The organism is Variovorax sp. RO1 (assembly GCF_002849325.1).
Taxonomy (GTDB): domain Bacteria; phylum Pseudomonadota; class Gammaproteobacteria; order Burkholderiales; family Burkholderiaceae_C; genus Variovorax.
Map to the genome: position 1 here is coordinate 1,089,434 of NZ_PKMT01000001.1, position 26,803 is coordinate 1,116,236.

Below are 26,803 nucleotides of genomic sequence, written 5' to 3' on the forward strand. Positions count from 1 at the left end.
GCGGTTCGGCATCTGGCCAGAAGCCGTCGATCGATCGAGCGGGCGAGGGCTGCCTTGCTGGCGTCAAGCCGCGTCGCGGCGCAGGAGCATGTGCGTGGCGCGCTCGCCTGCGACCTGCCGCTCGCAGCGGTAGCCCAGTGCGGGCAGGTCCAGGCCTGCGAACAGCGGCTCGCCCTTTCCCAGCAGCACCGGTCGCACGGCCAGGTGAAGTTCGTCGATCAGACCGGCCTTCAGATACTCGCGCACGGTCGCCGCGCCGCCGCCCACGCGCACGTCGCGCGCACCGGCGGCCGCCTTCGCCTGTGCCAGCGCGTCGTGGATGCCGCCGGTGACGAAGTGGAAGGTGGTGCCACCCTGCATCGTCAGGGGCGCGCGGGCATGGTGGGTCAGCACGAAGACCGGCACGTGGTACGGGGGCTCGTCACCCCACCAGCCTTTCCAGCTGTCATCGCGCCAGGGGCCGCGCACCGGGCCGAACATGTTGCGCCCGAGGATCCAGGCCCCCATCTCGGCGAAGCCCTGTTCGGCCATCTCGTTGTCGATGCCGGTCTCGCCGTTGGCCTCGCCCGTCTTTTGCATCTGCTGCCAGACGCGTGTGGGAACGAACCAGTCCATGAGTTCCGGGCCGCGAACGCCCAGCGGATGCGCCAGGCTCTGGTCCGGGCCGGCGGCAAAGCCATCGAGCGAAACGCCGAAGCTGCGCACGAGCAATCGGGTCATGGCGGGTCTCCTGAAAAACGGAGCCGCAGTTTAGCGCTGGGTACGCCCGCCGGGGAAGGGCGGCTGGTCGGGCCTTGGTGCGCCTGTTCGAACGACGAGATCTGCCCGAAGAACGTGCTCAGTCGAGCCTGATGCCCAGCGGCTCGAGGCGCCGCTTGTAGCTCACGATCTCCGCAGACACCGTGTCCGAGAACTGCTGCGGGGTGGTCACGATCGATGTGCTGGCGAAGGTCTTCAGCGATGCCTGGAACGCGGGCTCCAGCACCGCCTTGGCCACGTCGTCCCGGATGGCCGTGGCCAGTGCCGGCGACATGCCCTTGGGCCCCCACAGTCCTGACCACGCCGGGATGTCCACGCCCTTGAGGCCGAACTCCGAGACGCTGGGCACCTCGGGAAGGGAAGAGATCCGGGAGGCCGATGTGATCGCCAGGCCGCGCGTCTTTCCCTCCTGAATCAAGGGCAGGCCGCTCGAAGTGCCGATGAACAGGAAATCCACATGGCCGCCCAGCAGGTCCGGGATCGGCGAGGCCTTGTACGGCACATGCACGAGCTGAAGGTTGGCGGCGCGCGCGAACAACTCACCCACCAGGTGCGTGGTGTTGCCTGTGCCGTAGGAGGCGAAGGTGATGGTTCCCGGCTTGGCACGCGCCGCCGCCATCAGTTCATTGAGGGTCCGGTACGGCGCGTCGGCGCGAACGAGCATGACGAAGCCCGGGGAACTCGTCACCTGCGAGATGGGGGTGAAGTCTTTTTGCGAGTCGTAGGGCAGCTTGCCATAGAGCACGGCATTGGTCGCGTGGCCCCCGGTGGTGAAGAGCAAAACGGACCCGTCGGGCTTGGCGCGCGCCACCTCGGAGGTGCCGATGATCGCGCCGGCGCCGGGTTTGTTGTCGACGATGTGGTTGCGACCGGTGGTGCGTCGCAGCGCCTCGGCCAGCTGGCGTGCGGAAGCGTCCACGGCATTCCCGGGTGCGAACGGCACGACGATGCGGGTCACGGCGGGGCGATCCTGCCCAAAGGACAGCGACGGTGCTGCCAGGGCCACCGCACCCAGTGTTTGGAGCATGGCTCGGCGATTCGTGGACGACAGCTTCCGGTGGGGGATCGATTTCACAAGGCTCTCCTGCAGTGGATGGGGTGGGGTGAGAAAAAACGGATCACCAGAACACGGCGCCGCCCGGGCGTTGGCTTGCCGGTGCGTGCAGGTGCTTGAAGAATTCCAGCCTGGCGATGCGGCTCGCTGCCGTGCGCAAATCTTTGGCGACCGTGGCCTGCCTTTGTGGGTCCAGTCGCTCGGCGATGGCGGACAGACTGAGGCCCGCCTGAACGTGCTGCCGGTTGGCAGGAACGGCGACACCCACGCTGTGAATGCCGGGGAAAGTGCGGCCGTCCATCAGCGCGTAGCCTTGCTCCTCCGCGCGGGCCATCAGCTCCATCACATCGCTCATCTTCAGCCGGTATTCGGGCACCAGCGGCGCGACGCGTTGCAGCACCTGCTCGCGCTCCTCGTCGGGCAGCGTCGACAGGATGGCCATGCCCGCGGCGCCCACGCCGAGCGGCACATGCGTGCCGACGTCGACCGTCACCGCTCGGATGGGAAAGGAGCCGGAGGCGCGGTACACGAACACAGCCGACAGGCCCTGGCGCACGCACAGGTAGATCGACTCGCCGGTCTTGTCCGCCAGGTCGTCGATGAGTCCGCGAATCTCGGCATTCACCTGGAGGCGCGACGCTGTGGCCGCGCCCAGCAGGGCCGCACCGAAGCCCAGCCTGTAGCGCCGCGTGACCGGGTCCTGTTCCACGAACCCCAGCTGCTGCATCGCGCGCACCATGCGCGACGAGGTCGCGACGTGAAGTCCCGTGGCTTGCGAGATGGTCTTGATGCGCAAGCCATCGGCAGGGCGAAGCGCCAGCAGCCGAAGGATCGACAGGCTTCGCTCGACGGCTTGCGCGCCGCTGCGCGCATCCGATGGCTCATTAGGGGCGTCGATCATGGGCAGGTCCGTTTCGTTCAGAGATCAGGTCGTGATGCAGACAGGCAGATGAACCCAGGCATCCAGCAAGGACGTCGTTGAACTTGTGGCAATGCTAGGGTCGAAGGGCACCCGAAGTCATCCGTGTCGGCTCACATGGTGAGAATCAAATTCTGACCGTTGTTCCGAATGAAGAACGAGCGAGGAGGTCGGGCCGATACTCGTGCGCCGTGGATTCTCACGATGTGATCGATCCAGGAGAAAACAGGCTTCTGCGGGTGCGCGTTCGTGCCTAGACTTCATTGCAAGGACGCAATGCGCCACGCACACATCCACTGCACTGAATTCGCTGAAAGACTGTCTCCATGGCCGACCCCCTGCAACGATCCACGCAAGGCTTCTTCGATCACGAGGGCGTGCGCACGGCCTACGCGCTGCAAGGGCAGGGGCCGGCACTCCTCCTGATGCATGGCGCCGAGGCCACGCGGCAGATGTTCGCCGAGCTGGTGCCCCTGCTGAGCCCCGCCTTCACGGTCATCTCTTACGACCAGCGCGAGTGCGGAGAGACAACGGCACCCGCACACGCCGCCAGCCTGGAAGCGCTGGCTCACGATGCCCATCGCCTGATCGTCCATCTCGGATTCCAGCGCGCCCATGTGTTTGGCTCCTCGTTCGGCGGCCGGGTCGCGCAGGCGCTCGCGCTGCTGCATCCTGAAGTGGTCGATCGGCTGGTGCTGGGAAGCACCTGGCCGCTGCCTCATGCGATGGCAGAACTCAACCCTGCGGGCGTGGCCCGGCTGTCGCAATTGCGCGCGGCCTTGCCCGAGAGCGCCGAAGAGCTCGCGATCCTGTTCTTCACCGCGCCCTTGCTGGCCGAGCGCCCCGAGCTGCGCGGCTTCTTCTCGAAGGTCAGACCGGCGGATGACGGCACGCGGCGACGCGCCGCAGCCGTCGCGTCGAGCCTCGATGCCAATCTCGATGCGATCGCCGCGCCCACCCTGGTCCTCACGGGCGATGCCGACGCCGTGGTTCCCCCGGAGGTCGCGCTCTCGATCGTGCGCGAGATTCCCGATTGCCGTTCCGTCGTCCTGCCTGGCGTGGGGCATGCCACGGCCATGCAAGCCCCCGCGCAGCTCGCCGCGGCGCTCACGCAGTTTCTTCTTCCGTCCGACGACTCCCAGGGACCAGTCACATGCCCTTGACCGACCTGAACCACTTCCTCGTGCTCACCAAGGACATCGAGGCTTCCCGGCGCTTCTACATCGAGGCGCTGGGCATGCGCGATGCCCCCAGGCCATGGGCACCCTTTCCGGGGGCGTGGCTGGCCATTGGCTCGCAGGTCTGCCTGCACCTGGCGCAGGCCAATGACGATCCGGCGATGCTTCATCACTTCGGACGCAGCCCTGGCGAGACGCTGCATGGCAGCGGCGCCGTCGACCACATCGCCTTTTTCGCCAGCGACCTGCAGGAGTTCGAACAGCGGCTCACGCAGCAGTCGATTCCCTACCGACGTCGAAGCATCCCGAAATCCAGTCTGGAGCAGATCTTCGTCACCGATCCGGATGGGGTCACGATCGAATTGAATTTCCCCGCCGATGCGCTCGGCAGTGCCCAAGGCACGCTGTCGGACCGTGAATACGACGATCTGAAGGCCGCGCTCAGCGAAGCCGAAGATCCGGCGACCCGGTATCGGAAGATCGCCGAGGTCGTGCACGAGCATCTGCGACCCGTGCTGTTCAGCATCAATGCGCGCGTCGGCAGTTCCATGCGCTTGCAGCGTGTGTACGCCAGCGACGAACAGGCGTATCCCGTGGGCGGTACGAAGAACAAGGAGGGCACCTACTTCGGCGAGACCGTGCTGTTGGGCGCACAAGTCTTGCGCAGCGAGGGCGCCGAGGCCATTCGGCAGAACTTCGATGACCACGAGAGGATCCTGGACCTCGGCGGAATGTCGCTGCTCAACGTTCCCGTCATCGCCGACGGCATCTGCATCGGCGTGCTGAACGCCGTGCTGCGCGAGCCCACCGTGTTGGCGCACCAAGTCGAACTCATGCAGACATTGGCTGGCGTTCTGGCCCCGGGGCTTCAGTTGCATTCCGCGCCCGCGCCCGACTCAGACCCCGCCTGACGCACCATGAGCTTTACCACCCGCCCTGAACTCAAGGGCACGTTTGGCGCTGCCTCGTCAACGCACTGGCTGGCCACGGCCAGCGCGATGTCCATTCTTGAACGCGGCGGCAATGCCTTCGATGCGGCCGCCTGCGCAGGCTTTGTGCTGCAGGTCGTCGAGCCGCATCTGAATGGCCCGGGCGGCGAAGTGCCGATCCTGTTCTGGGACGAGTCGGGCCATCGCGCCCAGGTGCTGTGCGGGCAGGGCGTGGCGCCGGCGGCTGCCACCATCGAGCACTTCGAGTCGCTGGGCCTGCAGCTGGTCCCCGGCATTGGCCTGCTCCCGGCGTGCGTGCCCGGCGCGTTCGGTGCCTGGATGACGCTGCTGCGCGATCACGGAACGATGCCCTTGCGCACGGTGCTGGAGCCGGCCATTCAATACGCGCGCGACGGCTATCCGCTCGTGCCCCGCATCGTGCAGGCGATCGTCGCGGTGCGCACGCTCTTCGAGACCCAATGGCCGTCGTCGGCGCAAATCTACCTGCCGGGGGGCGACGTGCCTTCGCTGGGAAAACTGTTCTCCAACAAGGCGCTGGCCGACACCTACCTGCGCCTGGTCGAGGAGGCCGAGAAGGCGAGCCACCAGCGTGAGCAGCAGATCGATTCGGCACTGCGCGGCTGGTACCAGGGCTTCGTGGCCGATCGCATCGACGCCTTCTACCGAACGGAAGTCATGGACTCCTCGGGCGAGCGGCAACGGGGGCTCCTGCGCGGGGAGGACATGGCGCGTTGGCGGCCCACCTATGAAGCGCCGCGCATCTGCGACTACGGCGACTTCGCGATCGCCAAGTGCGACTCTTGGAGCCAGGGGCCCGTGATGCTGCAGCAGCTCAATCTCCTGCAGGCCGATGCCCTCGAGGGGCTGGACCCGATGGGCGACGAGCTCGTGCACCGCATGGTGGAGGCGGCCAAGCTGGCCTTTGCAGATCGCGATGCCTGGTATGCCGATCCCCGTGCGATCGATGTTCCTCTGGACGAACTGCTCTCGATGCCGTACGCGGCTGCGCGCCGCCCACTGATCGACGACAGGGCGTCGTCCCTGATCCGTCCCGGCAGGCCGGGTGGCCTGGCCCCGCAGCTGTCGCTCCATGAAGACCATTCGCGCGCATTGGCTGCAGGCGGCTTCCTCTTCGGTGCCGGCGAACCCACGTTCGCGGCACTGCCAGCGCATGCCTGGCAACCGACCGAAGAGATCGTCGTGGGCGACACCTGCCACATCGACGTCGCCGACCGATGGGGCAACCTGGTCGCGGCCACGCCCAGCGGCGGGTGGCTGTCCAGCAGCCCCGTGGTTCCGGGGCTGGGGTTCTCCTTGAACACACGCCTGCAGATGACGTGGCTCGATCGGCGCATGCGCAACGCGCTGCGGCCGGGCTACCGGCCGCTCACGACACTCAGCCCGTCCCTGGCATTCAAGCAAGGCCAGGCCTATGCGGCTTTCGGCACGCCGGGCGGCGATCAGCAGGACCAATGGCAAACCGCATTTGCCGTGCGCCATCTGCGCATGGGCATGACCATGCAGGAAGCCATCGACGCGCCTGCCTGGCACATGAATCATTTCACCGCGTCCTTCTGGCCGCGCCTGGTCGAACGACAGCGCCTGACCGTCGAGAGCCGATTTCCACAGCAGAGCATCGACGCGTTGCGCCGCCGTGGGCATGAGGTGGTCGTCGGCGATGCCTGGTCCGAAGGGCGACTGTCGGCTTGCGCGCGTGAACGCATCGGCCCCGGCCGCTTCATGTTCAAGGCCGCAGCCAATCCGCGCGGCATGCAAGGCTACGCCGCGGCGCGCTGATTCCCTCTGGCACAACAACAACGATTCACTGCATCTGGAGCTATTCGATGAACGTCCTGATTTCTGGCGCCAGCATGGCTGGCCTTTCCGCCGCCCACTGGTTTGCCCGCCTGGGCCACAAGGTCACCGTGGTCGAGCGTTCGAACGGATTGCGCCCCGGCGGCGCGCCCATCGATGTGCGCGGCCAAGCGATCGGAGCGGCCGAGCGCATGGGCATCCTGCCGCAGATCCTCGCGGAGCGCGTGGTGCCGGGCGAACCCTCGCCGATTCTGGATGGCAACGGTGCGCAGGTCGCCACCTTCGACATGCGGTGGTTCGGAAACCAGACCGATGACGACGTCGAAATCTCGCGAGATCGCTTGAACCTGATTCTGCGGCGGTCGATTCCGCAAGACGTCGCGTTCCACTTCGCGTCTTCCATTGCTTCCATCAACGACAGCGGCGCCGGTGTGGACGTGACCTTGGCCGATGGCACGCAGCACCACTGCGACCTCGTCGTCGGTGCCGATGGCCTCCATTCGAACGTGCGCAGGCTGGCATTCGGACCCGAGCGCGACTACGTGAAGCACTTCGGGCACTACGTGGCGCTCGTGGACCTCCCGAAGGACAGGACGTGGCAACGGGCCATGCTGAACGTTCCGGGCCTGAAGATCTCGGTGCGGGATTCGGGCGATGGCCCGCAGGGCATGATGATCGTCGCGAGCGAGGAGGTCGACTACGACTTCCGCGACATCGAATCGCAGCGCCGCTTGGTGGACCGTTTCATGTCGCGCGTCGACGCCTGGCAGGTGCCGCAGATGCGTGCCGCCTTCACTGCGCCCGACGCCGAGGGCTTCTACTTCGATTCCGTGAGCCAGACGCGCATGCCCAGTTGGATCAACGGCAACGTGGCGGTGATCGGCGACGCCGGTCACTGCGCCGCACTGCTGTCCGGCCTGGGAACCACGCTGGCGATGGTGTCTGCAGAGATCCTGGCCACCACGTGGACCGAGTGCGGCGGCCAGATGGCGCAGGCGAGCCCGCTGTATCACGAGCGCCTTCGCCCCTATGTCGAGCACTGCCAGCAATTCGCCACGGTCGGCGCGCCGCTGATGGTGCCCGCCACGCAGGAAGCGCTGGACGAGCGCAATCAGAATCTTCGTGACTGCGCGGCGAAGTTCGCGGAAACCGCCTAGTCATTCCTCGAGGGGGGGCAGCCCCTCACCGCATGCCTACTTCGCCAGGAGTGCCGCAATCGCCGGCCCGGCCTGACCGATGGTGGCACCCAGTGCATCGGCATGGCCATTGGGACTGTTCATCTCGACATACTCTGCCGGCGTGCCTTGCGCCTTGAGGATCTCCACGGCGCGTTTTGACAGGAGCGGCGGAAAGATCTGATCCGAGCTGATGCCCACGAACAGCGACCTGGCCTTGATGCGTTCTGGTTTGGCGCTGGGCAACTGCAAGGCCTTCAGCGTGTACAGCCAGCTGTTGGCGTCCATGCCCTTGGCACGCGCTTCGCCGATCTTCTCGAGGGTGGCATCGACCGCAAACTGATTCGCAGCCGCCTCGCCGGGGTTCTTGCCCGGGTCTGCCCACTTCTGGCCGAAGGCCTTGTCGGCCCAGGCGAAGCTGAGCGCGTCGAGCGTGACCAGCCGCATGGCCTGTGTCATGCCGGCCAGCGGCTCGGCCTTGCCGTGGTAGTCGCCGTTGGCCCAGTTCGGGTCCAGCTTCACGGCTGCGCCCCACGAGCTCATCTTGGCGATGGCGTAGGCCGGGCTGTCGACGCCAGGTCCCACGATGGACAGCAGGCGCTGCACGCGCTCCGGATAGGCCGAGGCCCATTCCACCGACATCCAGGCGCCGGCCGACGCGCCTGCCACGGCGTAGAGGGTTCGAATGCCCAACGAATCGAGCAGGGCCTTCTGCACCTCCACCGTGTCCCGCGCCGCCAGCACCGGGAAGCGCGGGCCATACGGTTTGCCGGTGGCGGCGTCGATGCTGGCGGGGCCGGTGCTGATGACGGTGGCCGATGCGCGATTCGGGTTGGATAACGCGTCGGTCGCGATGACGAAGAACCGATCGGTGTCGATCGGCAGGCCGGCGCCGATGATCGTGTCCCAGTAACCCGGCGCGGCGTCGCTCGCCGCATAGCGGCCGGCGGCGTGCGAGGTGCCGGTGATGAAGTGATTGATGAGGATCACGTTGTCTCGCGCCGCATTCAGGCGGCCATAGGTTTCATAGCCGATGCGCACGCCCTTGATGGCCTGGCCGTTCACGGTCGTGTAGGCGGGCAGGGTGAACACCTGCTTTTCCACGATGCCGTCGAAGGCCTGTGCGTTCGTCGTGACGAGGGCTGCACAGACGGCGGCCGCGGCGCAGAGCAGCGTGTTCGAAAGAGAAAAAGAAGATCGTTGCATGGGGACTCTCGAGTGGTGAGGCACGCACTGTCGGCCGCCGTTGCCAGGCGCGCATCCGGTTTGGCGCCCAAACGCTCGCCCGAGGGTGCCAACGGTCGTGAGGCGGCATCGAGCGGTCGCCGTTCGGTCGGCCCAAACGACGGTTCGAGGACAAACCCGTCCCCACGGGCCCTTCATCAGTAGCGGCATGGCGTGCCAACCTCTACAGTGCCGCGATGCATGCAGCCGACTCCCGCCCGTGATCCGCGTTGATTCGTCCTCCCTTCCCGCCCGCTGGATGGGCGCAGCGCGGCTGACGGCCGGCGCGTTCCTGCTGTGCGCGATCGCGACGGGGCTGCTCTTCTGGGCCGCGCCTGCGCTCGGAACGCCGGCGCGCCTGTTCGTTTTTATCGAATGCGTCGGCATGGTGTTCATCGCGTGCATCGCGCTGCTTGGCCGCTCAGGACGGCTGCGGCAAATGCAGGCGCTGCCCCGTTGGCTTTTGACCGGCGCGACCGCCATCCCGACGGGGTACTTCGGGGGCCACCTGGTCGCGCTCCTGATCCTGGGCGAACCGATCGGCCGCGTCGTGGGGCATGAAAGCGACTACATGGTGGCGTTCGCATTCGGCCTGGTGCTGGCCGTGTTCGTCCTCTACGTTGCCGCGACGCGTGACCAGCTTGCCAAGGAGGCGATCGCCCGGTCCGATGCCCAGCGCCTCGCCACCGAATCGGAACTGCGGCTGCTGCGCGCGCAACTCGAACCCCACATGCTGTTCAACACGCTGGCGAACCTGCGCTCGCTCGTCAGCGAAGACCCGCCGCAGGCCGAGCGCATGATCGACCAGCTGATCGTCTACTTGCGCAGCACGCATGCAGCGTCGCGCGACGAAGTGACGACGCTGCAGTCGGAGTTCGCCCAGCTGAGGGCGTACCTCGACATCATGTCCTTGCGCATGGGGCCCAGGCTGGCCTACCGGCTCGACCTGCCCGCCGAACTGGCGCGAATCGCCGTCCCGCCGATGCTGTTGCAGCCGCTGGTCGAGAACGCGATCCGGCACGGCCTGGAACCGAAGTTGGGCGCAGGACGCATCGACGTGCTGGCGCGGTCGATCGAGGGCGGCATCGAAGTCGCGGTAGACGATTCCGGCCTGGGCTTGTCGCCGCACCCGCTCGCCTCAAGTGGAGACGGTGGCGAGGTCTGCGGCTCCGGACTGAAGAATGTGCGTGACCGCCTCCAGGCCCTCTATGGCGTGCGCGCGTCCCTGACTTTGCAAGCGCGATCGCCATGCGGCGTTCGCGCCGTCGTGAGGATTCCATCGTGAACGCGTGGCGTGCCGTGATTGCCGAAGATGAACCGGTGCTGTCGAGAACACTGCAGCGGTTGCTGTTCGAAGCCTGGCCCGATTTGGAGATTGCGGGCGTCGCCGAAGACGGCCTGAAGGCGATCGAGCTGGCGCAGACCCTGGCGCCCGATGTGATGTTCCTGGACATCAAGATGCCGGGCAAAACCGGCCTGGAAGTCGCCGAGGCCGTCGCGGACGAGTGGCCCGACGATCAGGCCGAACCGCTCTTCGTCTTCATCACCGCGTACGACAACTTCGCGATCTCGGCGTTCGAGCATGCGGCGATGGACTACATGCTCAAGCCGGCGACGCTCGAACGCCTGCAGGTCTGCGTGCAACGTCTGAAGCAGAGGTTGCAAGAGCGCGCGCGGACACCGGCTGCCGGTGGCATGGCGGCCCTGATGCAGCGCGTTCAGTCGATCACGGAACCGGCCGATGCGCCTGAAAAGATCAAGGTCATCCGCGCCGGCGTCGGCAACACCGTGCGGATGATTCCGGTCTCGGAGGTGATCTGTCTGGAAACCGCCGAGAAGTACGTCAATGTCGTCACGGCCCAGGGCGAGGCGCTGGTGCGCATGAGCCTGCGCGATCTGGTGTCGCGCATCGACGCCGCCGACTTCACGCAGGTGCATCGCGGCGTGCTCGTCAACACCCACTGCATAGTGAGCGCCACCCGCGACGAGAACGGGCGCTACAGCCTGTCCGTGCGGGGCCTGGCGCGATCGCTCAAGGTCAGCCGTGCGTTCGGGCACCTGTTCCGCGCGATGTAGCGGCAGCCCGACGGCCGCGTTGCCGGACGTGGTGCCGACCGCCTGCACGCAGGGGGCTTCCGGCCCCCGCCCGGCCAGTCGGGAATGTGACATTTGGGAACGTTCTTCACCGTGGCGATGTACGCGGTGCCGCAAGGCCGGGCGTTGGTGATGCATCAGGGCGATTTCTTGCCCTCTTGGAGATGAAATGACTTTTTCCCGAACCGCTCTCAAGCTGGGTGCCGCAGGTCTCGTGGCTGCCGGCGCCTTGTTCACCGCCGCATCGGCCAACGCGGCCACCAGTTGGTCCATTGGCGTCAACTTGCCCGGCGTGGTCGTGAGCGAGCCCGCACCGGTCTATTACGAGCCGGCGCCGGTCTACTCGCGGCCGGCCCCGACCTACTACCAGCCTGCCCAGCCGGTCTACTCCGTGCCGGCACCTGTCTACTACGAGCCTGGATCTCGTTGGGAGGAGCGTCGCGCGCAACGCTGGGAAGAGCGCCGCGCGGAGCGCCGTGAATGGCGTCGCCGCCAATGGGAGCGTGAGCAGCACCAGCGCTACTACGAAGAGCGTGACTGATGCCGGCAACGGCTGTCCGTGAGTGGATCGACGCGCAAGTTCGCATCGCGAAACCGACGGCCTGCTTCCCGCATGGTCAGCGCCTCGGGGCGCGCAATTTCGCGATGCCAAAGCCCAATGCCACGGCGACGCACAAAAAGGCCAGCACGGCCAGCCAGGTGGATTGGGTGAAGTAATAGGCGCCCAAGGCCGCACCCGCAGCCACGAAGGCGCCCAGCCATTCCAGGGCGGGGTCGAGCCAGCTCTTGGCCGCGTGCGCCTTGGGTTCCGCGAATGCGCGATCGTGCTCGTCGATCTGCTGTGGTGTCGGTGGTCTGCGGGCCTTCCTTTGTCGCGGGTTGGGAAAGTGTTCTCGCAACGCCGACGTGGGCCACGCGCCATCGCTGGATGACGCGATGCCGCTCAAGGTCCAGACCGGGTCCGCATCGTGCCTTGCAAGATCCGACATCAGGCTTGCGAGCGCCTTGCTGTCGTGGAGACCGTCGATGCCATCAAGATCAGCGCGCAGCCATGGCTCGGCGTCGGCCGCATCCGGCAAGCCAGAGGTGCGCAGCAGGAGGTAGTCCCCGAAGTGCTGCGCAATCAGTGCTTCAAAGGACGCGTAGATCGGCCGGTAGCGTTCTCCAATGGCGCCGAGGATCGCTTCACGCCGTTCCGTCAGCCGCGCAACCGCCGCGGCCTTGTCAATGACGAGGTAGGGATAGGTTGCGTCGGCGCCGAAATCGTCCATGCATTCCTCGCGGTCGACGGCCGAGGCTTCGTCATCCATGTCGTATTCGTCGATGAAGCGCGCATACCGGAGGTCGCTGGTGCTGAAGAGGGCCCGCCAGAACAGCGGGAAGAACGCGTTGGCCTCCAGCTCGACGCCATGGCCGAAGAAGCTGCGCCATTCGTTGCGGCTGCCTTCCGGCATCCGGGGCAGGGAGGAGCTGGACAGGTAAACAGGGTGTGACATGCGCGACCTTCCGTGTTGCGACCGGAATGATCTCAGGGGGAGTGGCTTTTCATCAAGTGACCCTGCTGTTCTTCAAAACCGCCGACCGGCCGCAAGCAGACGTCCAGCCCTCAGCGCCGCAGCCCCTGCGTGAATCGCAGCATGTTCGAGAGCGACTCCGCAAACCGCGGCTCCAGAAACGCCGCCAAGTGCGGCATCAACAACTGCAGCATCACCAGCCCCGCCAGCAGCGTCAGCGGAAAGCCCACCGCGAAGATGCTGAACTGCGGGGAGGCGCGGTTCAGGATGCCCATGGCGAGGTTGAGTGTGAGCAGTGCGGTGATCAGCGGCAGCGCCAGCAGCAGGCCGGTCGCGAAGATGTCGCCGCCCGCCAGCACCAGGAACATCCAGCCGCCGGCCGCCAGCGGCGCGTCGGCGATGGGCAGTGTGTGGAAGCTCGCGGCCAGCGCTTCCAGCATGAGCAGATGGCCGTCGAGCGCCATGAAGATCAGCATCGCCAGCATGTTCAACAGCCGCGACACCACCATCGTGCTGCCGTGGCTCATGGGGTCGAAGAACGACGCGAACGACAAACCCATCTGCAGGCCGATGTACTCGCCTGCGGCCAGCACGGCGGTGAAGATCAGGCGCATCGAGAAGCCCATGGCGGCGCCGATCAGCACTTGCTGCACAAGAATCCAGAGGCCGCCTGCCGACACCACGGGCACTGCGGGCAGCGGTCCGATGGTGGGCGAGATCACCAGCGTCAGCACGGCGGCGATGCCGACTTTCACCTGCCGCGTCACCCAGGGCTCGCCGAATACCGGCGCTGTGGAGATCATGGCCAGCATGCGAACAAAAGGCCAGAGGAAGGCGACCGTCCAGGCTTCGAGCTGGCCCGAGGTGACGGAGAAAACCGAGGGCGTCACGCCAGCATCTGCGGGATGCTGGCGAACAGGGCGCGCATGTAGTCGAGCATGCGGTCGAGCATCCACGGCCCGGCGATCACCAGCGTCGCGAACACGGCGAGCAACTTGGGAATGAAGGACAGCGTGGCTTCGTTGATCTGCGTGGCCGCCTGGAAGATGCTGACCACCAGGCCGATCACCAGCGCCACCAGCAAGAGCGGCGCGCCCAGCAGCAGCGAGATTTCCATGGCCCGGTGGCCCATGGTCATGACGGCTTCGGGCGTCATAAATAGAAGCTCTGCGAGAGCGCGCCGATGAGCAGCTGCCAGCCGTCGGCGAGCACGAACAGCATCAGCTTGAAGGGCAGCGCGATCGATGCGGGCGGCACCATCATCATGCCCATCGACATCAGCACGCTCGCCACCACGAGGTCGATGATGAGAAAGGGAATGAAGATGGTGAAGCCGATCTGGAACGCGGTCTTCAGCTCGCTGATGACGAAGGCCGGCAGCAGGATGCGCAGCGGCACGTCTTCGGGGCCCTGCATTTCGGGCGCCTTGGCGAGCCGCGCGAACAGCGCCAGGTCGGTCTCGCGGGTCTGCTTGAGCATGAAGGTCTTGAAGGGCGCGATGCCGCGCTCCAATGCTTTTTCGGCGCTGAGCTTGCTCTCGGAAAACGGCACGTAGGCCTCGGTGTAGGCCTTGTCGAACACCGGCGACATCACGAAGAAGGTGAGGAACAGCGACAGCCCCACCAGGATCTGGTTGGGCGGCGAGGTCTGCGTGCCGATGGCGGTGCGCAGCAGGCCCAGCACGATGAGGATGCGCGTGAAGCTGGTCATCGACAGCAGCAGCGCGGGCAGGAAGGTGAGCGAGGTCAGCAGCACCAGCGTCTGCACGCTCAGCGACCAGGTCTGGCTGCCGCCGGGGCCGGGCGTGCTCGTGAGGCCGGGCAGCCCCTGCGTCCACGCGGCGGCGGGCAGCGTGGCGGCGAGCAACAGCAGGGCGGTGCGCAGGCCGCGGTGCAGGGCAGGGCGCGTCATGGGGCGGTGCGGGCCTTGCCGGCGAGGGAGTCGCGCAGCTTCTGTGCAAACAGGCCCATCGGGTTCTGTGCAGACATGGGCGTTGCAACTGAAGGCGTTGCTTGCGCCGGCAGCGTGTGCAGCGTGTTGACCTGGCTGCCGGTGACGCCCAGCACCAGCCACTGGCCGGCCACTTCCACCACGACCACGCGCTCGCGCGGACCGACCATGGCGGTGGACACCACCTTCACCACCTGGCCGCCGCCCAGCCGCTGCAGGCCGAAGCGCCGCGCCAGCCACGCGCACAGGAAGATCAGGCCGACGACCGCCGCCATGCCGAAGCCCGCCTGCAGCAGACCGGCACCGCCGACCGCGGACGGCGGCGCGGCTTCGCGCACCGGCGTGGGCACGGTGGGCAGCGCGGCATGGGCCGCATGCAGGCCCAGTGCGAGCAGCGCGATGGCCCGCGCGAACAGCGAAGACGCCCGCGCCAGGTTCATGCGCGCGCGAGCTTCTGCATGCGCTCGGAGGGCGTGACGATGTCGGTCAGGCGGATGCCGTACTTTTCGTTCACCACCACCACCTCGCCTTGCGCAATGAGGTAGCCGTTGATCAGCACGTCCAGCGGCTGGCCAGCCAGGCCGTCGAGCTCGACCACCGAACCCTGCGACAGCTGCAGCAGGTTCTTGATGGTGATGCGCGTGCGGCCGATCTCGGCGGTGAGCTGCACCGGCACGTCGAGCACGCGCGCGATGTCCACGGGCGTGGTGGACGAAGCGGCTGGTGCGTCCTGGATCTGCTGGAAGACGTGCGCGGTGGCCGGCGCCACGGCCGGCTCCGGTGCGGGCGTGCTGGCCGCGGTCTGCTCGGCCAGTGCGCTGGCCCAGTCGTCCGCGTCGCTGGCGGCAGAGGTGTTGTCAGTCATGGTCGTTCTTCGAATCGCTGTCTTGGTGGGAGATCATGTGTTGCACGCGCAGGGCGTAGCGCTCGTTGGAGGTGCCGTAGCCGCAAGCCATCACGGGCACGCCGCCGACCTTGGCGACCACCGTCGACGGCAGCTCGATGGGAATGACGTCGCCCACGCGCAGCTTCATCACGTCGCCCAGCGTCGAGGGCATGGTCACGAAGTCGGCGGTGAGCTCGACGTCGGCGGCCTGCATCTGGCGCGACATCTGCGTGACCCAGCGCTTGTCGACCTCGACCTCGTCCTGGATCGGGTTGGACAGCAGGTCGCGGATCGGCTCGATCATCGAGTAGGGCAGGCACACGTGCAGAAAACCGCCGATGGGGCCGAACTCGATCTGCAGCGTGGTGTTGATCACCACCTCGTTGGGCGCGACGATGTTGGCGAGCTTGCCGTGCATCTCGGCGCGCACGTAGTCGAAGGCCAGCGGGAACACGGGCTGCCACGCGTCGCCGTAGCACTGCAGCGACAGGTCGAGCAGGCGCTTGATGATGCGTTGCTCGGTGCGCGTGAAGTCGCGCCCTTCCACGCGCACGTGGTAGCGCCCGTCGCTGCCGAACAGGTTGTCCACCACGAGGAACACGAGCTTCGGGTCGAACACGAAGAGCGCGGTGCCGCGCAGTGGCTTCATGTGGATCATGTTGATGTTCGCGGGCACCGGCAGGTGCCGCACGAACTCGCCGAACTGCTGGATCTGTACCGGCCCGACCGAGATGTCGGGGCTGCGGCGCATGAAGTTCAGCAGCGCGCTGCGCAGGCCGCGCGCGAAGCGGTCGTTGATGACCTCCAGCGTGTGCATGCGGTTGCGCACCACGCGGTCGGGCGCACCGAGGTCGTAGGCCGGCAAGCCGTCGGGCGGCGGCGCGGGCGCGGCGGCCTGGTCGAGGTCGCCGCCGGTGACGCCCTGCAGCAGCGCATCGACCTCGTCCTGGGAGAGCACCTGTTCATACGCCATGGATCGCGGGTCCGCAAACGGGCATCGTCGTCACTGCACGACGAAGAAGTTGAAGGACACGCTCGCAATGCCCAGCTCGGGCAGGCCCTCGGCCAGCGGTGCGTTCAGGGCGCTGTGAATCTCCGTGGCCAGCCGGGCCTTGTCTTCCGACGTGACCAGCGATTCGGGCGGGCGGTTCGACAGCAGCACCAGCAGGCGGCTGCGCAGCTCGGGCATGAACTCCACGATCTGCGTCTTGGCCTGCTCGTCGCGCAGCTTCAGCGCCAAGCCGATCTGCAGGAAGCGCGAGCGGCCTTCGGACTGCAGGTTGACGGTCAGCGGCTCCAGCATGAGGAAGATGGGCTTCTCGGGCACCGGCGCCTTGGCCGTCTCGGCGGCGGCGTGGTCGTTGAAGCGGGGAAGCACGAAGACGTACGCAGCCGCGCCGGCCGCGGCCAGGCCGAGGGCGGCCACACATCCGATCAGCAGTTTCGAGGTGCGGCGCGAGGCCGGCGGGTCGGTCGCGACCGACGCAGCCGCGGTGGCGGCAGGAGAAGAGGTAGCCATGGTGAAACGGTGGACGGGTCCGATCTATTCTTTGCGAAGTCCCCCGCGAGCGAACGGCCGAACAAGCGCACAAAGGCGCTTCACATCCGTTCATTGCGAGAGGCGGGCGGGGGCGGTTTCAGGCGAAGGTGTCGACGCCCGGGCCCGTGCGTGGGGTGGCAACGGGGCGGGGTGCTGCCGTGGTCGTGCGGGCGATGTCGGTTGCGGCGGCTGTGCCCTGCGGTCGCCACGCGCCCTGTCGCTGGTGTTGTTGCTGCTGCTGTTGCTGCGCGAACGCGGCGTCCTGGCCGAACGGTGCGCGCGTGTCCGCGCCGACCGAGGTCTGGCCCAGCGTGATGCCCTGCTCCGACAGGCTGGTGCGCAGCTGCGGCAGCGCAGCCTCGACGGCCTTGCGCACGCTCTCGTGCGCCGACACGAACGCGGCCTGCGCCTGGTGCTCGCCGATCGACAGCGTGACCTTCAGCGGGCCGAGGCCTGCGGGGTTGAGGTTCAGCTCGGCCGTGTGCGTGCCGGTGAGGCTCATGCGCGCGAGCTGCTGGCCGAGCGCGGGTGCCCATTTCTCGCTGCCGACTTCGGGGGCGAGCGTATGCACGAGGGGACGTGCGGCGGGGCTCTCGGCCGTGCGTTCGGTGGAAGCGGCGGCGGGTTGTTGAAGTGCGAAAGAAGCTGCGGGGGTTGCCGCGTCGTCGCTTGAAGCGGTGGCGGGCACTGCGGCGACAGGTGCGGTTTCTGCTGTCACGGGCTTCGCGTCGCCAGCGGGCTGGGCTTGCGCAGCGGCTGCGAGTTGTTCGGTGGTGGTGGTGCTCACGGTGCGCGGTGCGCCTGCGCGGCCCGGTGCGGCGGTGCCGACGGGTGGGCCTGCAGGTGCAGCAGCCGGCTTCTTTCCATCGACAGCCATCGGCTGCGCGGCCACCGCGGCGCGCACGATCTCGTACAGCGAGGGTGGGGCTGCGTTGTCGGCTTCGGGCGCTGCGCTCTGCGCGGCGGCGGTTGCCGTGGGAGTGGAAGCGTCTCCAGTGGCGAGGGCTGGCTCGGGCGCGGTTGCTGCGTCGCTGCTCGGGCGAGCCGGGCCCGCAGGCTGGGCGACTTGCGCATCGGGCGTCAGGACAGTTTCTGGCGCACCGCTGCTCTGCGTGGTGGCGCGTCCCGCAAGAGTCAACGCTTGTTGCGGCGTGACAGCCGCAGCGAGGAAAGCGAGATCCGGTTCCGCAGGCTGCGCATCCCGCAGTTCTTCCGCAAGCTCGGTCTTGCGCGCCGGCTTGGCATCTGCGACCACGGTGTCGGCATCCGATGTCTTCTCGGCCTGGCTCGCGCGCGAACGCTCCAGCGCAGCACCGAACGCGCGGCCCTGCGTCTCGTCGGCGCTGCTGCGGCCACGTGCGCCGGCCTGCGCCACCGGCGAGGTGGCGGCAGGCGTGACGGACGGTGGGATCATGGGAGGCATGTCGGTTCCTGGAGGAGATTCAGTGGGTGGGGTGCGAGGCGCGGTCGAAGAACTGGCGGGCGGCGCGTTCGTCGCTGTCGCGCTGTTCGCGCTTGGCCTGGGCCATCAGCTCCTGCGTGCGCACGCGATCGGCCAGCGTGTCGAACGAGCTGAGGCGGCGCTTCTCGCGCTGCCAGTCGGTGCGGCCCCGATCGAGCTGGTGCCCGGCCCGCTCGGCGATGGCGCGCTGCTGTGCGATCGCGTGGTCGAGCGTGCCGAGAAAGTTACGGTAGTTGCGCCACTGCGACGACGGCAGGCCGCCGCGCATCAGCGCGTCGAGCTGCGCGTGGTAGTCCTGGCGGTATTGCAGCAGCAGATCGAGCTTCTGCTGCGCGCTCAGGTGCGCGCTTTGCAGTGCGCCCAGTCGGCGCGCGGCGTCGTCGGTCTGGCTCTGCGCCAGGTCGATGAGCATGCCGAGGGGGAGCTTGCTGCTGCTCATGGGCGTCCGTGAGATGGGGTGGTGAACAGGCTGTCCATGTGGGCGATGGCCTCCTCGTAGCCGGTGCGTTCGTGCATCGACTGCTGCAGAAAGGCCTCGATGCGCGGGTACATCGCGATCGCCTGGTCCAGCTGCAGGTCGTGCCCGGGCGCATACGCGCCCACGCTGATCAGGTCGCGGTTGCGCTGGTAGCGCGACAGCATCTGCTTGAAGCGGCGCACGGTGTCGAACTGCGTGGACGGAATCAGCGACGTCATCGCGCGGCTGATCGACGCCTCGATGTCGATGGCCGGGTAGTGCCCGGCCTCGGCCAGCGTGCGCGAGAGCACGATGTGGCCATCGAGAATCGCGCGCGCCGAATCGGCGATCGGGTCCTGCTGGTCGTCGCCTTCGGACAGCACGGTGTAGAAGGCCGTGATCGAGCCGCCGCGCCCCTGCGCGTCGCGCGCGCCGTTGCCGGCGCGTTCGACCAGTGCGGGCAGCCGTGCGAACACCGAAGGCGGGTAGCCCTTGGTGGCAGGCGGTTCGCCCACGGCCAGCGCGATCTCGCGCTGCGCCATCGCATAGCGCGTGAGCGAATCCATGATGAGCAGCACGTCCTTGCCCTGGTCGCGAAAGTACTCGGCCAGGCAGGTGGCATAGGCCGCGCCCTGCAGGCGCAGCAGCGGCGAGTTGTCGGCCGGCGCGGCCACGACCACCGCGCGGGCCAGGCCCTCTTCGCCCAGCGTGTTCTCGATGAAGTCCTTCACCTCGCGCCCGCGCTCGCCGATGAGGCCGACCACGATCACTTCGGCGCTGGTGTAGCGGGCCATCATGCCCAGCAGCACGCTCTTGCCCACGCCCGAGCCGGCAAACAGGCCCATGCGCTGGCCGCGGCCGACGGTGAGCATCGCGTTGATGGCGCGCACGCCCACGTCGAGCACCGAGTCGATGGCCGCGCGCGACAGCGGGTTGATCGGCGGCGCTGCGAGCGGCACCTGGCGCGCCACGTCGAGCGGGCCGAGCCCGTCGAGCGGGCGGCCGGCCGCATCGACCACGCGGCCGAGCATGCCTTCGCCCACGGGCAGGCGTTTGGTGTGCGCGTCGCCGGTCGCGTCGGGTTCGCGCAGACCCGGCCGTGCGAACATGCGCGCACCGGGCAGCAGGCCCGCCACTTCGGTCTGCGACATGAGGAAAAGACGGTCGCCTGCGAAGCCCACCACTTCGGCTTCGGCATGCCGCTGCGGATGGCCGGGCGGCAGCTCGATGAGGCAGTCGCTGCCCACGGGCAGCTGCAGGCCCACGGCTTCGAGCACGAGGCCGACGGCGCGCGTGAGGCGGCCCGAGGCGGTCGTGGTCGTGCAGCGGGCGACGTCGGCGCGCGCCTGCTCCAGCGCGGCCCGCACGCTGTTCAGATGAGGATTGGTGTCGGCGGTCTGCATCGGCTCAGGGGGCGTCGCCATGCAGCGCCGCACCCACATGCGCCCAGCGCGTGGCCAGGCTGGCGTCCAGCTCGCCCGTGGCCGACTGCACGCGGCAACCACCGCGTGCCAGGCTGTCGTCGGCGCGCAGTTGCCAGCCGGCCGCCTCGATCTCGCTGCCCAGGCTGTTCTTCACCAGCGCGATGTCGTCGGGGTGCAGCAGCAGGCGCGGTTCGCCGCGCAGCGCGGGTTCGGCGTGCAGCAGGTCGCGCACCAGCGGCAGCACCCACTCGGGCTCGGCCTGGTAGGTGCGGTGCACGACCTGGCGCGCCACGTCGAGCGCGAGGGCCAGCACGGTCTCGGCCAGTTCGGCTTCGGCGCCGCGCAATGCCTCGGGCAGCGAGCGGACCAATGCGCGCAGGCGTTCGGCGTGCACGCTGGCGGCGGCGAGGCCGGTGGCCAGGCCTTCGGTGTGGCCGACCTGTCGGCCTTCGGCCAGCCCGGCGGCGCGGCCCTCGGCTTCGCCTGCGGCACGCGCTTCCTTGCGGATGCGGGCCAGCTCGGCGAGGTCGACTTTGGGCGCTGCGGGCGCAGGCGGCGGTGCAGGGCGTTGGGCTGTCTGGCGCGAGAGGGCGGTGCCCGACGGCGCCTTGCCATCGAGCGTGCCCATCTCCCAGCGCTCCCACGCCGAGAGCGCGGGCGTGCCGGCACCCGCCTGGCGCGCGGCGGCGTGGATGGCGGCGAGGCGCTCGCGCGAGCCTCCGAAGGCGCCGGGGTCAGACGAAGTCATCGGTGCCAGGCGCCGCGATCACGATTTCGCCGGCGTCCGCCAGCCGGCGCGCCACCTGCAGGATGGCCTTCTGCTCGGTCTCGACCTGCGACACGCGCACGGGGCCGCGCAGCTCCATGTCCTCGCGCAGCGTTTCTGCCGCGCGCTGCGACATGTTGCTGAGGAACTTGTCGCGCAGCTCCAGCGGTGCGCCCTTGAGCGCGATGATGAGCGAGTCGGACTCGATGTCCTTGAGCAGGCGCTGGATGCTGCGGTCTTCCAGGCCCAGCAGGTTCTCGAACACGAACATCTCGTCGACGATGCGTTGGGCCAGCGCCTCGTCCTGCTCGCGCACGTGGGCAATGGCTTCTTCTTCCACCGTGGTGCTCATCAGGTTGACGATCTCGGCCGCAGTGCGCACGCCGCCCAGGCGGCTGCGGCGCAGGCCCTGGCCCGCGAGCATTTCGGTCAGCACCTCGGTCAGCTCGTTGAGCGCCGACGGCTGCACGCCGCCGAAGGTGGCCACGCGCATGATCACGTCGTGGCGCAGGCGCGCGGGCAGCTTCTCGAGCACCTCCGACGCCTTCATGCGGTCCAGGTGCACCAGCAGCGTCGCAAGGATCTGCGGGTGCTCGTCGCGGATGAGTTCGGCCACCTCGCCGGCCTCGAGTTCGTTCAGCCGCTCGATGCCGCCGTGCGGCTCGTCGGGCTGAAGGATGTCTTCGAGCAGGTTGCTGGCACGGTCGTCGCCGAGCGCCTTCTTGAGCACGGCGCGGATGTAGCTGGTCGAGCCCAGGTGCAGTGCCGACAGTTGTTCGGTCTCCTGGCGGAACTCGGCCAGCACCGAGGCCAGCTCGTCGCGTGAGACTGCGCTGAGCTTCGACATGGCCAGGCCCAGCGCCTGCACCTCGGAGGTGGGCAGCAGGTGCAGCGCGGCGGCGGCACGGTCTTCGCCCAGCGCCATGAGCAGGATGGCGCTCTTGCGGGTTCCTGCCTCGCTGCTAGTCATTGGTGTGCATCCAGTGCTGGATCAGGGCGGCCACGAGCTTGGGGTCCTTGTCGGCAGTCTGCTGGGCGTAGTCCATGTCGGCCTTCTGGCGTGTGGACTCGCGCTGCTGCAGTGTTTCTTCGGGTTCTGCGGAAGGCGCGGCGGCGTCAGCGGCCACGGGCGTCGCAGGTTGTGCGGGCGGCAGCGGCGCCAGGTGCCGGCGCATCAGCGGACGCACCACGGCGAACCATGCGAACAGCGCGAGCAGGCCGATGAGCAGGTACGGGCCCAGCGCCTTGCCGAGCGCGAGGTTGTCGCGGTCGCGCCAGAACGGCAGCTCGGGCGCGGGGCCGGCCTCGGCGTCGCGGGCGAAGGCGCTGTTGACCACGTTGAGTGAGTCGCCGCGCTCGGTGCTGAAGCCCATCGCTTCCTTCGCGAGGTTGCGGATCTGCTCCAGCTCGGCCGGCGTGAGGGCGTGGGTGCCGGCCTTGCCCGCGGCATCGACCGTGTCGCGGTGGTTCACCACCACGGCGACCGACAGGCGCTTCACGCCGCCGGCGGCCTGCTGCACGTGGCGGATGGTGCGGTCGAGTTCGTAGTTGGTCGTGACGTCCTTGCGTGTGTTGCTCGGACCGGCTGGTGCAGCGGCGGGCACGGCGGGCGTGTTCGGCGCGCCCGGTGCGTTCGGTGGCCTGGGCGCAGTGATCGGCGCCGCCGGGTTCACCGGCGGCTGGTTCGACAGCGCGCCCGGCACGCCGCCCGGCGGTGCGCCGTTCTGCTGTGCCGATTCGCTCGATTGCTGGCTGCGGATCGCGGCCTGCGTCGGGTCCTGGTTGGGCTTGTACTTTTCGTCGGTGTGCTCCACCACCGAGAAGTCGATGTCGGCCGCGACCTGCGCGCGCACATTGCTCGCACCCACCAGCGGCTGAAGAATGGCTTCGATGCGGCGCACGTAGCCCTGCTCGATCTCCTGCGCGTATTTGAGCTGGCTCACGTCCAGCCCCTGGCTGGTGCCGCGCGCCGACGACAGCAGGTTGCCGCGCTGGTCGACCACCGTCACGTTCTTGGCGTCCAGGTCGGGCACGCTGCTGGACACCATGTGCACGATGGCGCTCACCTGGCCCTCGTCGATGCTGCGCCCGCGCATCAGCGTGAGCACCACCGAGGCCGAAGGCTTCTTCTGGTCGCGCACGAACAGCGACGGCTTGGGCAGCGCCAGGTGCACGCGCGCCGCTTCGATGGTGCCGATCGATTCGATGGAGCGCGCCAGCTCGCCTTCGAGCCCGCGCTGGTAGTTGACCTGCTCGGCGAACTGGCTGGTGCCGAACTTCTGGTTGTCCATCAGTTCGAAGCCCACGCCGCCGGCCTTGGGCAGCCCCTGCGCTGCGAGCTTCAGGCGCGTTTCGGCGACCTTGTCGCCCGCGATGAGGATCGCGCCGCCGCCCTCGGCGAACTTGTAGGGCACGTTCATCTGCTGCAGCGACGCGATGATCGCGCCGCCGTCGCGGTCCGACACGTTGGTGTAGAGCACCTTGTAGTCGGGGCCGCGGCTCCACAGCAGGGCTGCGGCCAGCACCGTCACCAGCGCCGCGGCGCCGATGATCAGCGGCAGGCGCGGTTGCGCGCGCATGCGCTCCAGCATCGGAGGCAGGCCGTTGCCGCCCGCCGGCAGGCTGCCCGTGGGCGCGGCCGTGCTCATCGGCGCGCCTTCGCTGCGGCCGTCGCGCCGTACAGGGCCGGCGCCGGGGTGAGAGAGAGGATTCGGTAGGGGGATGTCATTCCAGGGGGCCGGCGATCTCGGCCAAGGCCTGTTCGTTTCGCGAACGATTTTCAGCAGGCACCCCCAAATTCGATCGGTCGAACAGCCGGGGGTTTTGCCCTCAGTTGCGCGTTTGAATCGGGGTTGTCCCTTGGTACGCTGCCTGCCGGTTGGGGCGCTCGCGCGCTCCGTGTCAAGTCAGCTGGAAGTGAACTTTTCCCCATGTCCTCCATCAATGCCATCGAATCCGTTTTGCAGCAGATGCGCGCCACCGCGCTCGCCAGCGGCATGGGGCCTGCGACCTCTGCGCCGGCTGGCGCGGGCAGCTTCGCGGCCGAGCTGCAGCGCTCGCTCGCCAACATCAGCGGCGCGCAGCAGCAGGCCTATGCGCAGGCCGAATCGTTCGAGCTGGGCAAGCCCGGCGTGGCACTCAACGACGTGATGGTCGACCTGCAGAAGGCCAACGTGGCGTTCCAGACCGGGCTGCAGGTGCGCAACCGGCTGGTGTCGGCTTATCAGGAAATCATGAGCATGCAGGCATGACGAGGCAGGGTGGCGACGTCAAACTTTTTTCGTCGTCGCCCTAAAGGTTTGCGGACACCCGCCGATATCCCCTTCAACGATGGCTTGAGTCTCACCGTGGAAGCGGGTCCAGCGTTACGGCCGATGGCCGGAGTCCACAACCTTTTGTCAATCAGGAGTCGAACATGGCGCAAGTCATCAATACGAACAGCCTTTCTCTTCTCACGCAGAACAACCTCAACAAGTCGCAATCGGCACTGAACACGGCCATCGAGCGCCTGTCTTCCGGTATGCGCATCAACAGCGCCAAGGACGACGCGGCCGGCCAGGCCATCGCCAACCGCTTCACCGCCAACATCAAGGGCCTGACGCAAGCTTCGCGCAACGCCAACGACGGCATCTCGATCGCCCAGACGACCGAAGGCGCGCTGACCGAAGTCAACAACAACCTGCAGCGCATCCGCGATCTGTCGGTGCAAGCCGCCACCGGCACCAACTCGGCCACCGACCTGGACTCGATCCAGTCGGAAATCGGCCAGCGCTTGGACGAAATCAACCGCGTCTCGGAACAGACCCAGTTCAACGGCGTGAAGGTCCTGTCGGCCGACGCCGGCAAGCTGACGGTGCAAGTGGGCGCGAACGATGGTGAAACCATCGACATCGACCTGAAGGAAATCAGCGCCAAGACCCTGGGCCTGGACAACTTCAACGTGAACGGCAAGGGCGCCACCAACAAGGCCGCCACCGAAGCCGACCTGCTGGTCGCCGGCTGGGCCAAGGGTGCCACCACCAACGGCAACACCGCATACACGAAGAACACCGTGGCTGCCACGGCCAACGACGTGCTCGGCAAGATGCAGGACAAGGGCACGGTCGCCATCGGTGCGGCCACCTACACCTACAGCGCTTCTTCGAAGAGCTACACGCTGGCTGAAACGGGCCGCACCGGCGCCGCGCTGACGGATTCGCTGAAGGCACCGGCTGGTCAGAGCCTGTCCGCGACCGTGACCCTCGGCGGCAAGGCGACGGACGTCAAGATCGACAGCTCGGGTGGCATCACCGCCGCCGATGGCTCGACCCTGTACGTCGACGCCACCGACGGCAACCTGACGGCCACGGACAACGGCGGCACCGCCGTGCTCGCAACCGTTGCGTCGCTGACCACGGCGATGGACACCGCTGGCGACACGATCAAGATCAACAACACCGGCGCCGTGTTCACGGCCACGGCTGTCGCAGGCACGATGGACGTCAAGAGCGAGCCCGTGGCCGCTGCGACGGTCAATGCCCGCGTCAACTCGTTCGCGGCTGTCGCTGCGATCGACATCGACGGCGCCGGTGGCGCCACCGCTCCCTTCAGCGTGGCCGTCAACGGCGCGGTGACGGGTGCCGCTGCCGCTGCGCAGTTCGTCGACATCAGCGGTGCCATTGGCGCCGCCACGTCGGAAACGATCACGATGCACGAAAACGGCGCCGTGACCGACAGCAAGGCCAACACCGTCTACGCAGACGCCACGAAGACCGGCGCCCTGACCACCAAGACGGTCAGCAACACCACGGCAACGACCGACCCACTCAAGGCCCTGGACGCTGCCCTGTCGAAGGTCGACCAGCTGCGCTCGTCGCTGGGTGCGGTGCAGAACCGTTTCGACTCGGTGATCGCCAACCTCGGCACCACGATCTCCAACCTGTCGTCGTCGCGTTCGCGCATCGAAGACGCGGACTACGCCGTGGAAGTGTCGAACATGACGCGCGCGCAGATCCTGCAACAGGCCGGTACCTCGGTGCTGGCGCAGGCGAACCAGACGACGCAAGGCGTGCTCTCGCTGCTGCGTTAATTCGCGAAGACCGCCGGGCGCGCCTCACGAGGGTGGCGCCCGGTGTCTTTGTTTTTTGCTCGCAGGCCTTCGGGGACACCCGAAGCTGCCTGCGTTGTCCTGTGCGGCCACGTTGTTGGCGAGGCCGCACAGGACAACGAACACCAGAAGAAGAAACGGAACGCAGACCATGTCCCAGCCCGTACCCGCCGCCTCTGCCGCGACAGAAAGCCCCTGGCTGCAGCAACTGCTCGCCGGCCGCACCGGCGCTGCTGCTACTGCTGCCGCCGAGGCCGCCGCACTGCGCAAGGCCGAGGTCGAAGAGGCGACGCCGGTGCAGATCGAGATGGCGGTGAAGTCCGTCAACGCGTCGCTCGAAAGCCGTTCGATCAGCCTGCAGTTCGAGGTCGACCGCGACACCGACAAGCTCATCGTCAAGGTGGTCGACCGCAGCAACGGCGAAGTCATTCGCCAGATTCCGACCGAAGAGGTCGTTCGCATCGCCAAGGTCATGGACCAGCAGGCCGGACTGCTCGTGAGCCAGCAGGCCTGACGGCGCGTTTCTTCCAGACCTCTTCATTTCATCCGC

The 26,803-nt window shown here is 67.6% G+C and carries 28 protein-coding genes; 10 read left to right on the plus strand and 18 right to left on the minus strand.

Annotated elements, in window-relative coordinates; translation table 11 throughout:
• Nucleotides 1-63 precede the first annotated feature (63 nt).
• The 3 genes from CY658_RS05315 to CY658_RS05325 form a co-directional block, all read right to left on the minus strand.
• On the minus strand, nt 64-720 hold the full coding sequence (locus CY658_RS05315) for a dihydrofolate reductase family protein (protein ID WP_101489181.1): 657 nt from the start codon (nt 718-720) through the stop codon (nt 64-66).
• 118 nt (nt 721-838) lie between these two features.
• On the minus strand, nt 839-1,717 hold the full coding sequence (locus tag CY658_RS05320) for a Bug family tripartite tricarboxylate transporter substrate binding protein (protein WP_180838874.1): 879 nt from the start codon (nt 1,715-1,717) through the stop codon (nt 839-841).
• 160 nt (nt 1,718-1,877) lie between these two features.
• The gene (locus CY658_RS05325; RefSeq protein ID WP_101489183.1) at nt 1,878-2,714 is read right to left on the minus strand and encodes an IclR family transcriptional regulator; all 837 of its coding nucleotides are present in this window, start codon (nt 2,712-2,714) and stop codon (nt 1,878-1,880) included.
• Between the two features lie 344 nt (nt 2,715-3,058).
• Between CY658_RS05325 and CY658_RS05330 the strand changes: the two genes are divergently transcribed.
• Genes CY658_RS05330 through CY658_RS05345 form a run of 4 tightly spaced genes read left to right on the plus strand, consistent with a single transcriptional unit; the run spans nt 3,059 to nt 7,832 of the window.
• Entirely contained in the window at nt 3,059-3,895 is an 837-nt protein-coding gene (locus tag CY658_RS05330; protein WP_101489184.1) for an alpha/beta fold hydrolase, read from the plus strand.
• Nucleotides 3,886-4,821 carry a VOC family protein gene (locus CY658_RS05335; RefSeq protein ID WP_101489185.1) on the plus strand — a complete coding sequence of 312 codons (936 nt, stop codon included), beginning with the start codon at nt 3,886-3,888 and terminating at the stop codon, nt 4,819-4,821. The genes CY658_RS05330 and CY658_RS05335 overlap by 10 nt, the downstream gene beginning before the upstream one ends.
• A gap of 6 nt (nt 4,822-4,827) precedes the next feature.
• Nucleotides 4,828-6,657, plus strand: coding sequence for a gamma-glutamyltransferase family protein (locus CY658_RS05340; RefSeq protein ID WP_101489186.1), 1,830 nt, complete (start codon nt 4,828-4,830; stop codon nt 6,655-6,657).
• A gap of 47 nt (nt 6,658-6,704) precedes the next feature.
• Nucleotides 6,705-7,832, plus strand: coding sequence for an FAD-dependent monooxygenase (locus CY658_RS05345; protein ID WP_101489187.1), 1,128 nt, complete (start codon nt 6,705-6,707; stop codon nt 7,830-7,832).
• Between the two features lie 36 nt (nt 7,833-7,868).
• Here the strand turns inward: CY658_RS05345 and CY658_RS05350 are convergent, their stop codons facing one another.
• Complete coding sequence (locus CY658_RS05350) at nt 7,869-9,056, minus strand: alpha/beta fold hydrolase (protein WP_180838875.1); 1,188 nt, start codon at nt 9,054-9,056, stop codon at nt 7,869-7,871.
• A gap of 238 nt (nt 9,057-9,294) precedes the next feature.
• Here CY658_RS05350 and CY658_RS05355 point away from each other — a divergent pair, with 238 nt between their 5' ends.
• The 3 genes from CY658_RS05355 (at nt 9,295) to CY658_RS05365 (ending at nt 11,709) form a co-directional block, all read left to right on the plus strand.
• Nucleotides 9,295-10,359 carry a sensor histidine kinase gene (locus tag CY658_RS05355; RefSeq protein ID WP_257884711.1) on the plus strand — a complete coding sequence of 355 codons (1,065 nt, stop codon included), beginning with the start codon at nt 9,295-9,297 and terminating at the stop codon, nt 10,357-10,359.
• A complete protein-coding gene (locus CY658_RS05360) occupies nt 10,356-11,150 on the plus strand; it encodes a LytR/AlgR family response regulator transcription factor (protein WP_257884712.1) in 795 nt (264 codons plus the stop codon). Before CY658_RS05355 ends, CY658_RS05360 begins: the two co-directional genes overlap by 4 nt.
• Nucleotides 11,151-11,337: 187 nt before the next feature.
• Complete coding sequence (locus tag CY658_RS05365) at nt 11,338-11,709, plus strand: hypothetical protein (protein ID WP_101489190.1); 372 nt, start codon at nt 11,338-11,340, stop codon at nt 11,707-11,709.
• A gap of 76 nt (nt 11,710-11,785) precedes the next feature.
• Here the strand turns inward: CY658_RS05365 and CY658_RS05370 are convergent, their stop codons facing one another.
• From CY658_RS05370 to fliF, 14 genes are all read right to left on the minus strand, one after another.
• The gene (locus CY658_RS05370; protein ID WP_143713612.1) at nt 11,786-12,664 is read right to left on the minus strand and encodes a hypothetical protein; all 879 of its coding nucleotides are present in this window, start codon (nt 12,662-12,664) and stop codon (nt 11,786-11,788) included.
• A gap of 110 nt (nt 12,665-12,774) precedes the next feature.
• A complete protein-coding gene (gene fliR, locus CY658_RS05375) occupies nt 12,775-13,572 on the minus strand; it encodes a flagellar biosynthetic protein FliR (protein ID WP_101489192.1) in 798 nt (265 codons plus the stop codon).
• Entirely contained in the window at nt 13,569-13,838 is a 270-nt protein-coding gene (gene fliQ, locus CY658_RS05380; protein ID WP_099792007.1) for a flagellar biosynthesis protein FliQ, read from the minus strand. The genes fliR and fliQ overlap by 4 nt, the downstream gene beginning before the upstream one ends.
• The gene (fliP, locus tag CY658_RS05385) at nt 13,835-14,566 is read right to left on the minus strand and encodes a flagellar type III secretion system pore protein FliP (RefSeq protein ID WP_370680129.1); all 732 of its coding nucleotides are present in this window, start codon (nt 14,564-14,566) and stop codon (nt 13,835-13,837) included. Before fliP ends, fliQ begins: the two co-directional genes overlap by 4 nt.
• A gap of 23 nt (nt 14,567-14,589) precedes the next feature.
• Nucleotides 14,590-15,072 carry a flagellar biosynthetic protein FliO gene (gene fliO, locus CY658_RS05390; RefSeq protein WP_101489193.1) on the minus strand — a complete coding sequence of 161 codons (483 nt, stop codon included), beginning with the start codon at nt 15,070-15,072 and terminating at the stop codon, nt 14,590-14,592.
• Nucleotides 15,069-15,497: a flagellar motor switch protein FliN gene (gene fliN / locus CY658_RS05395; RefSeq protein ID WP_101489194.1), complete on the minus strand. Its 429-nt coding sequence runs from the start codon at nt 15,495-15,497 to the stop codon at nt 15,069-15,071. Before fliN ends, fliO begins: the two co-directional genes overlap by 4 nt.
• On the minus strand, nt 15,490-16,491 hold the full coding sequence (gene fliM / locus CY658_RS05400; protein WP_101489195.1) for a flagellar motor switch protein FliM: 1,002 nt from the start codon (nt 16,489-16,491) through the stop codon (nt 15,490-15,492). The genes fliN and fliM overlap by 8 nt, the downstream gene beginning before the upstream one ends.
• A 30-nt stretch (nt 16,492-16,521) precedes the next feature.
• Entirely contained in the window at nt 16,522-17,037 is a 516-nt protein-coding gene (gene fliL, locus CY658_RS05405; protein ID WP_101489196.1) for a flagellar basal body-associated protein FliL, read from the minus strand.
• Between the two features lie 118 nt (nt 17,038-17,155).
• On the minus strand, nt 17,156-18,481 hold the full coding sequence (locus CY658_RS05410) for a flagellar hook-length control protein FliK (protein WP_101489197.1): 1,326 nt from the start codon (nt 18,479-18,481) through the stop codon (nt 17,156-17,158).
• 19 nt (nt 18,482-18,500) lie between these two features.
• Entirely contained in the window at nt 18,501-18,959 is a 459-nt protein-coding gene (gene fliJ, locus CY658_RS05415; protein ID WP_101489198.1) for a flagellar export protein FliJ, read from the minus strand.
• Entirely contained in the window at nt 18,956-20,419 is a 1,464-nt protein-coding gene (gene fliI / locus CY658_RS05420) for a flagellar protein export ATPase FliI (protein WP_374221087.1), read from the minus strand. Before fliI ends, fliJ begins: the two co-directional genes overlap by 4 nt.
• On the minus strand, nt 20,385-21,149 hold the full coding sequence (gene fliH / locus CY658_RS05425) for a flagellar assembly protein FliH (protein ID WP_101489199.1): 765 nt from the start codon (nt 21,147-21,149) through the stop codon (nt 20,385-20,387). The genes fliI and fliH overlap by 35 nt, the downstream gene beginning before the upstream one ends.
• Complete coding sequence (fliG, locus tag CY658_RS05430; RefSeq protein ID WP_062469343.1) at nt 21,136-22,137, minus strand: flagellar motor switch protein FliG; 1,002 nt, start codon at nt 22,135-22,137, stop codon at nt 21,136-21,138. Before fliG ends, fliH begins: the two co-directional genes overlap by 14 nt.
• On the minus strand, nt 22,130-23,815 hold the full coding sequence (fliF, locus tag CY658_RS05435) for a flagellar basal-body MS-ring/collar protein FliF (protein ID WP_101489200.1): 1,686 nt from the start codon (nt 23,813-23,815) through the stop codon (nt 22,130-22,132). Before fliF ends, fliG begins: the two co-directional genes overlap by 8 nt.
• Before the next feature lie 282 nt (nt 23,816-24,097).
• Here fliF and fliE point away from each other — a divergent pair, with 282 nt between their 5' ends.
• The 3 genes from fliE to CY658_RS05450 all read left to right on the plus strand — a co-directional run bounded on the left by fliE (nt 24,098) and on the right by CY658_RS05450 (nt 26,767).
• Nucleotides 24,098-24,418: a flagellar hook-basal body complex protein FliE gene (gene fliE / locus CY658_RS05440; RefSeq protein WP_101489201.1), complete on the plus strand. Its 321-nt coding sequence runs from the start codon at nt 24,098-24,100 to the stop codon at nt 24,416-24,418.
• A 164-nt stretch (nt 24,419-24,582) separates the two neighbouring features.
• Nucleotides 24,583-26,235 carry a flagellin N-terminal helical domain-containing protein gene (locus tag CY658_RS05445; RefSeq protein ID WP_101489202.1) on the plus strand — a complete coding sequence of 551 codons (1,653 nt, stop codon included), beginning with the start codon at nt 24,583-24,585 and terminating at the stop codon, nt 26,233-26,235.
• A 169-nt stretch (nt 26,236-26,404) separates the two neighbouring features.
• Nucleotides 26,405-26,767, plus strand: a complete 363-nt coding sequence (locus CY658_RS05450; protein WP_101489203.1) for a flagellar protein FlaG — start codon at nt 26,405-26,407, stop codon at nt 26,765-26,767.
• Nucleotides 26,768-26,803: the final 36 nt, after the last annotated feature.

Bases quoted from the DNA above. Each gene is read 5' to 3' on its own strand.
- CY658_RS05315 (WP_101489181.1), bottom strand. From the start codon at position 720: ATGACCCGATTGCTCGTGCGCAGCTTCGGCGTTTCGCTCGATGGCTTT.
- CY658_RS05325 (WP_101489183.1), bottom strand. From the start codon at position 2,714: ATGATCGACGCCCCTAATGAGCCATCGGATGCGCGCAGCGGCGCGCAA.
- CY658_RS05330 (WP_101489184.1), top strand. From the start codon at position 3,059: ATGGCCGACCCCCTGCAACGATCCACGCAAGGCTTCTTCGATCACGAG.
- CY658_RS05335 (WP_101489185.1), top strand. From the start codon at position 3,886: ATGCCCTTGACCGACCTGAACCACTTCCTCGTGCTCACCAAGGACATC.
- CY658_RS05340 (WP_101489186.1), top strand. From the start codon at position 4,828: ATGAGCTTTACCACCCGCCCTGAACTCAAGGGCACGTTTGGCGCTGCC.
- CY658_RS05345 (WP_101489187.1), top strand. From the start codon at position 6,705: ATGAACGTCCTGATTTCTGGCGCCAGCATGGCTGGCCTTTCCGCCGCC.
- CY658_RS05350 (WP_180838875.1), bottom strand. From the start codon at position 9,056: ATGCAACGATCTTCTTTTTCTCTTTCGAACACGCTGCTCTGCGCCGCG.
- CY658_RS05365 (WP_101489190.1), top strand. From the start codon at position 11,338: ATGACTTTTTCCCGAACCGCTCTCAAGCTGGGTGCCGCAGGTCTCGTG.
- CY658_RS05370 (WP_143713612.1), bottom strand. From the start codon at position 12,664: ATGTCACACCCTGTTTACCTGTCCAGCTCCTCCCTGCCCCGGATGCCG.
- fliQ (WP_099792007.1), bottom strand. From the start codon at position 13,838: ATGACGCCCGAAGCCGTCATGACCATGGGCCACCGGGCCATGGAAATC.
- fliO (WP_101489193.1), bottom strand. From the start codon at position 15,072: ATGAACCTGGCGCGGGCGTCTTCGCTGTTCGCGCGGGCCATCGCGCTG.
- fliN (WP_101489194.1), bottom strand. From the start codon at position 15,497: ATGACTGACAACACCTCTGCCGCCAGCGACGCGGACGACTGGGCCAGC.
- fliM (WP_101489195.1), bottom strand. From the start codon at position 16,491: ATGGCGTATGAACAGGTGCTCTCCCAGGACGAGGTCGATGCGCTGCTG.
- fliL (WP_101489196.1), bottom strand. From the start codon at position 17,037: ATGGCTACCTCTTCTCCTGCCGCCACCGCGGCTGCGTCGGTCGCGACC.
- CY658_RS05410 (WP_101489197.1), bottom strand. From the start codon at position 18,481: ATGCCTCCCATGATCCCACCGTCCGTCACGCCTGCCGCCACCTCGCCG.
- fliJ (WP_101489198.1), bottom strand. From the start codon at position 18,959: ATGAGCAGCAGCAAGCTCCCCCTCGGCATGCTCATCGACCTGGCGCAG.
- fliI (WP_374221087.1), bottom strand. From the start codon at position 20,419: ATGTGGGTGCGGCGCTGCATGGCGACGCCCCCTGAGCCGATGCAGACC.
- fliH (WP_101489199.1), bottom strand. From the start codon at position 21,149: ATGACTTCGTCTGACCCCGGCGCCTTCGGAGGCTCGCGCGAGCGCCTC.
- fliG (WP_062469343.1), bottom strand. From the start codon at position 22,137: ATGACTAGCAGCGAGGCAGGAACCCGCAAGAGCGCCATCCTGCTCATG.
- fliF (WP_101489200.1), bottom strand. From the start codon at position 23,815: ATGAGCACGGCCGCGCCCACGGGCAGCCTGCCGGCGGGCGGCAACGGC.
- fliE (WP_101489201.1), top strand. From the start codon at position 24,098: ATGTCCTCCATCAATGCCATCGAATCCGTTTTGCAGCAGATGCGCGCC.
- CY658_RS05445 (WP_101489202.1), top strand. From the start codon at position 24,583: ATGGCGCAAGTCATCAATACGAACAGCCTTTCTCTTCTCACGCAGAAC.
- CY658_RS05450 (WP_101489203.1), top strand. From the start codon at position 26,405: ATGTCCCAGCCCGTACCCGCCGCCTCTGCCGCGACAGAAAGCCCCTGG.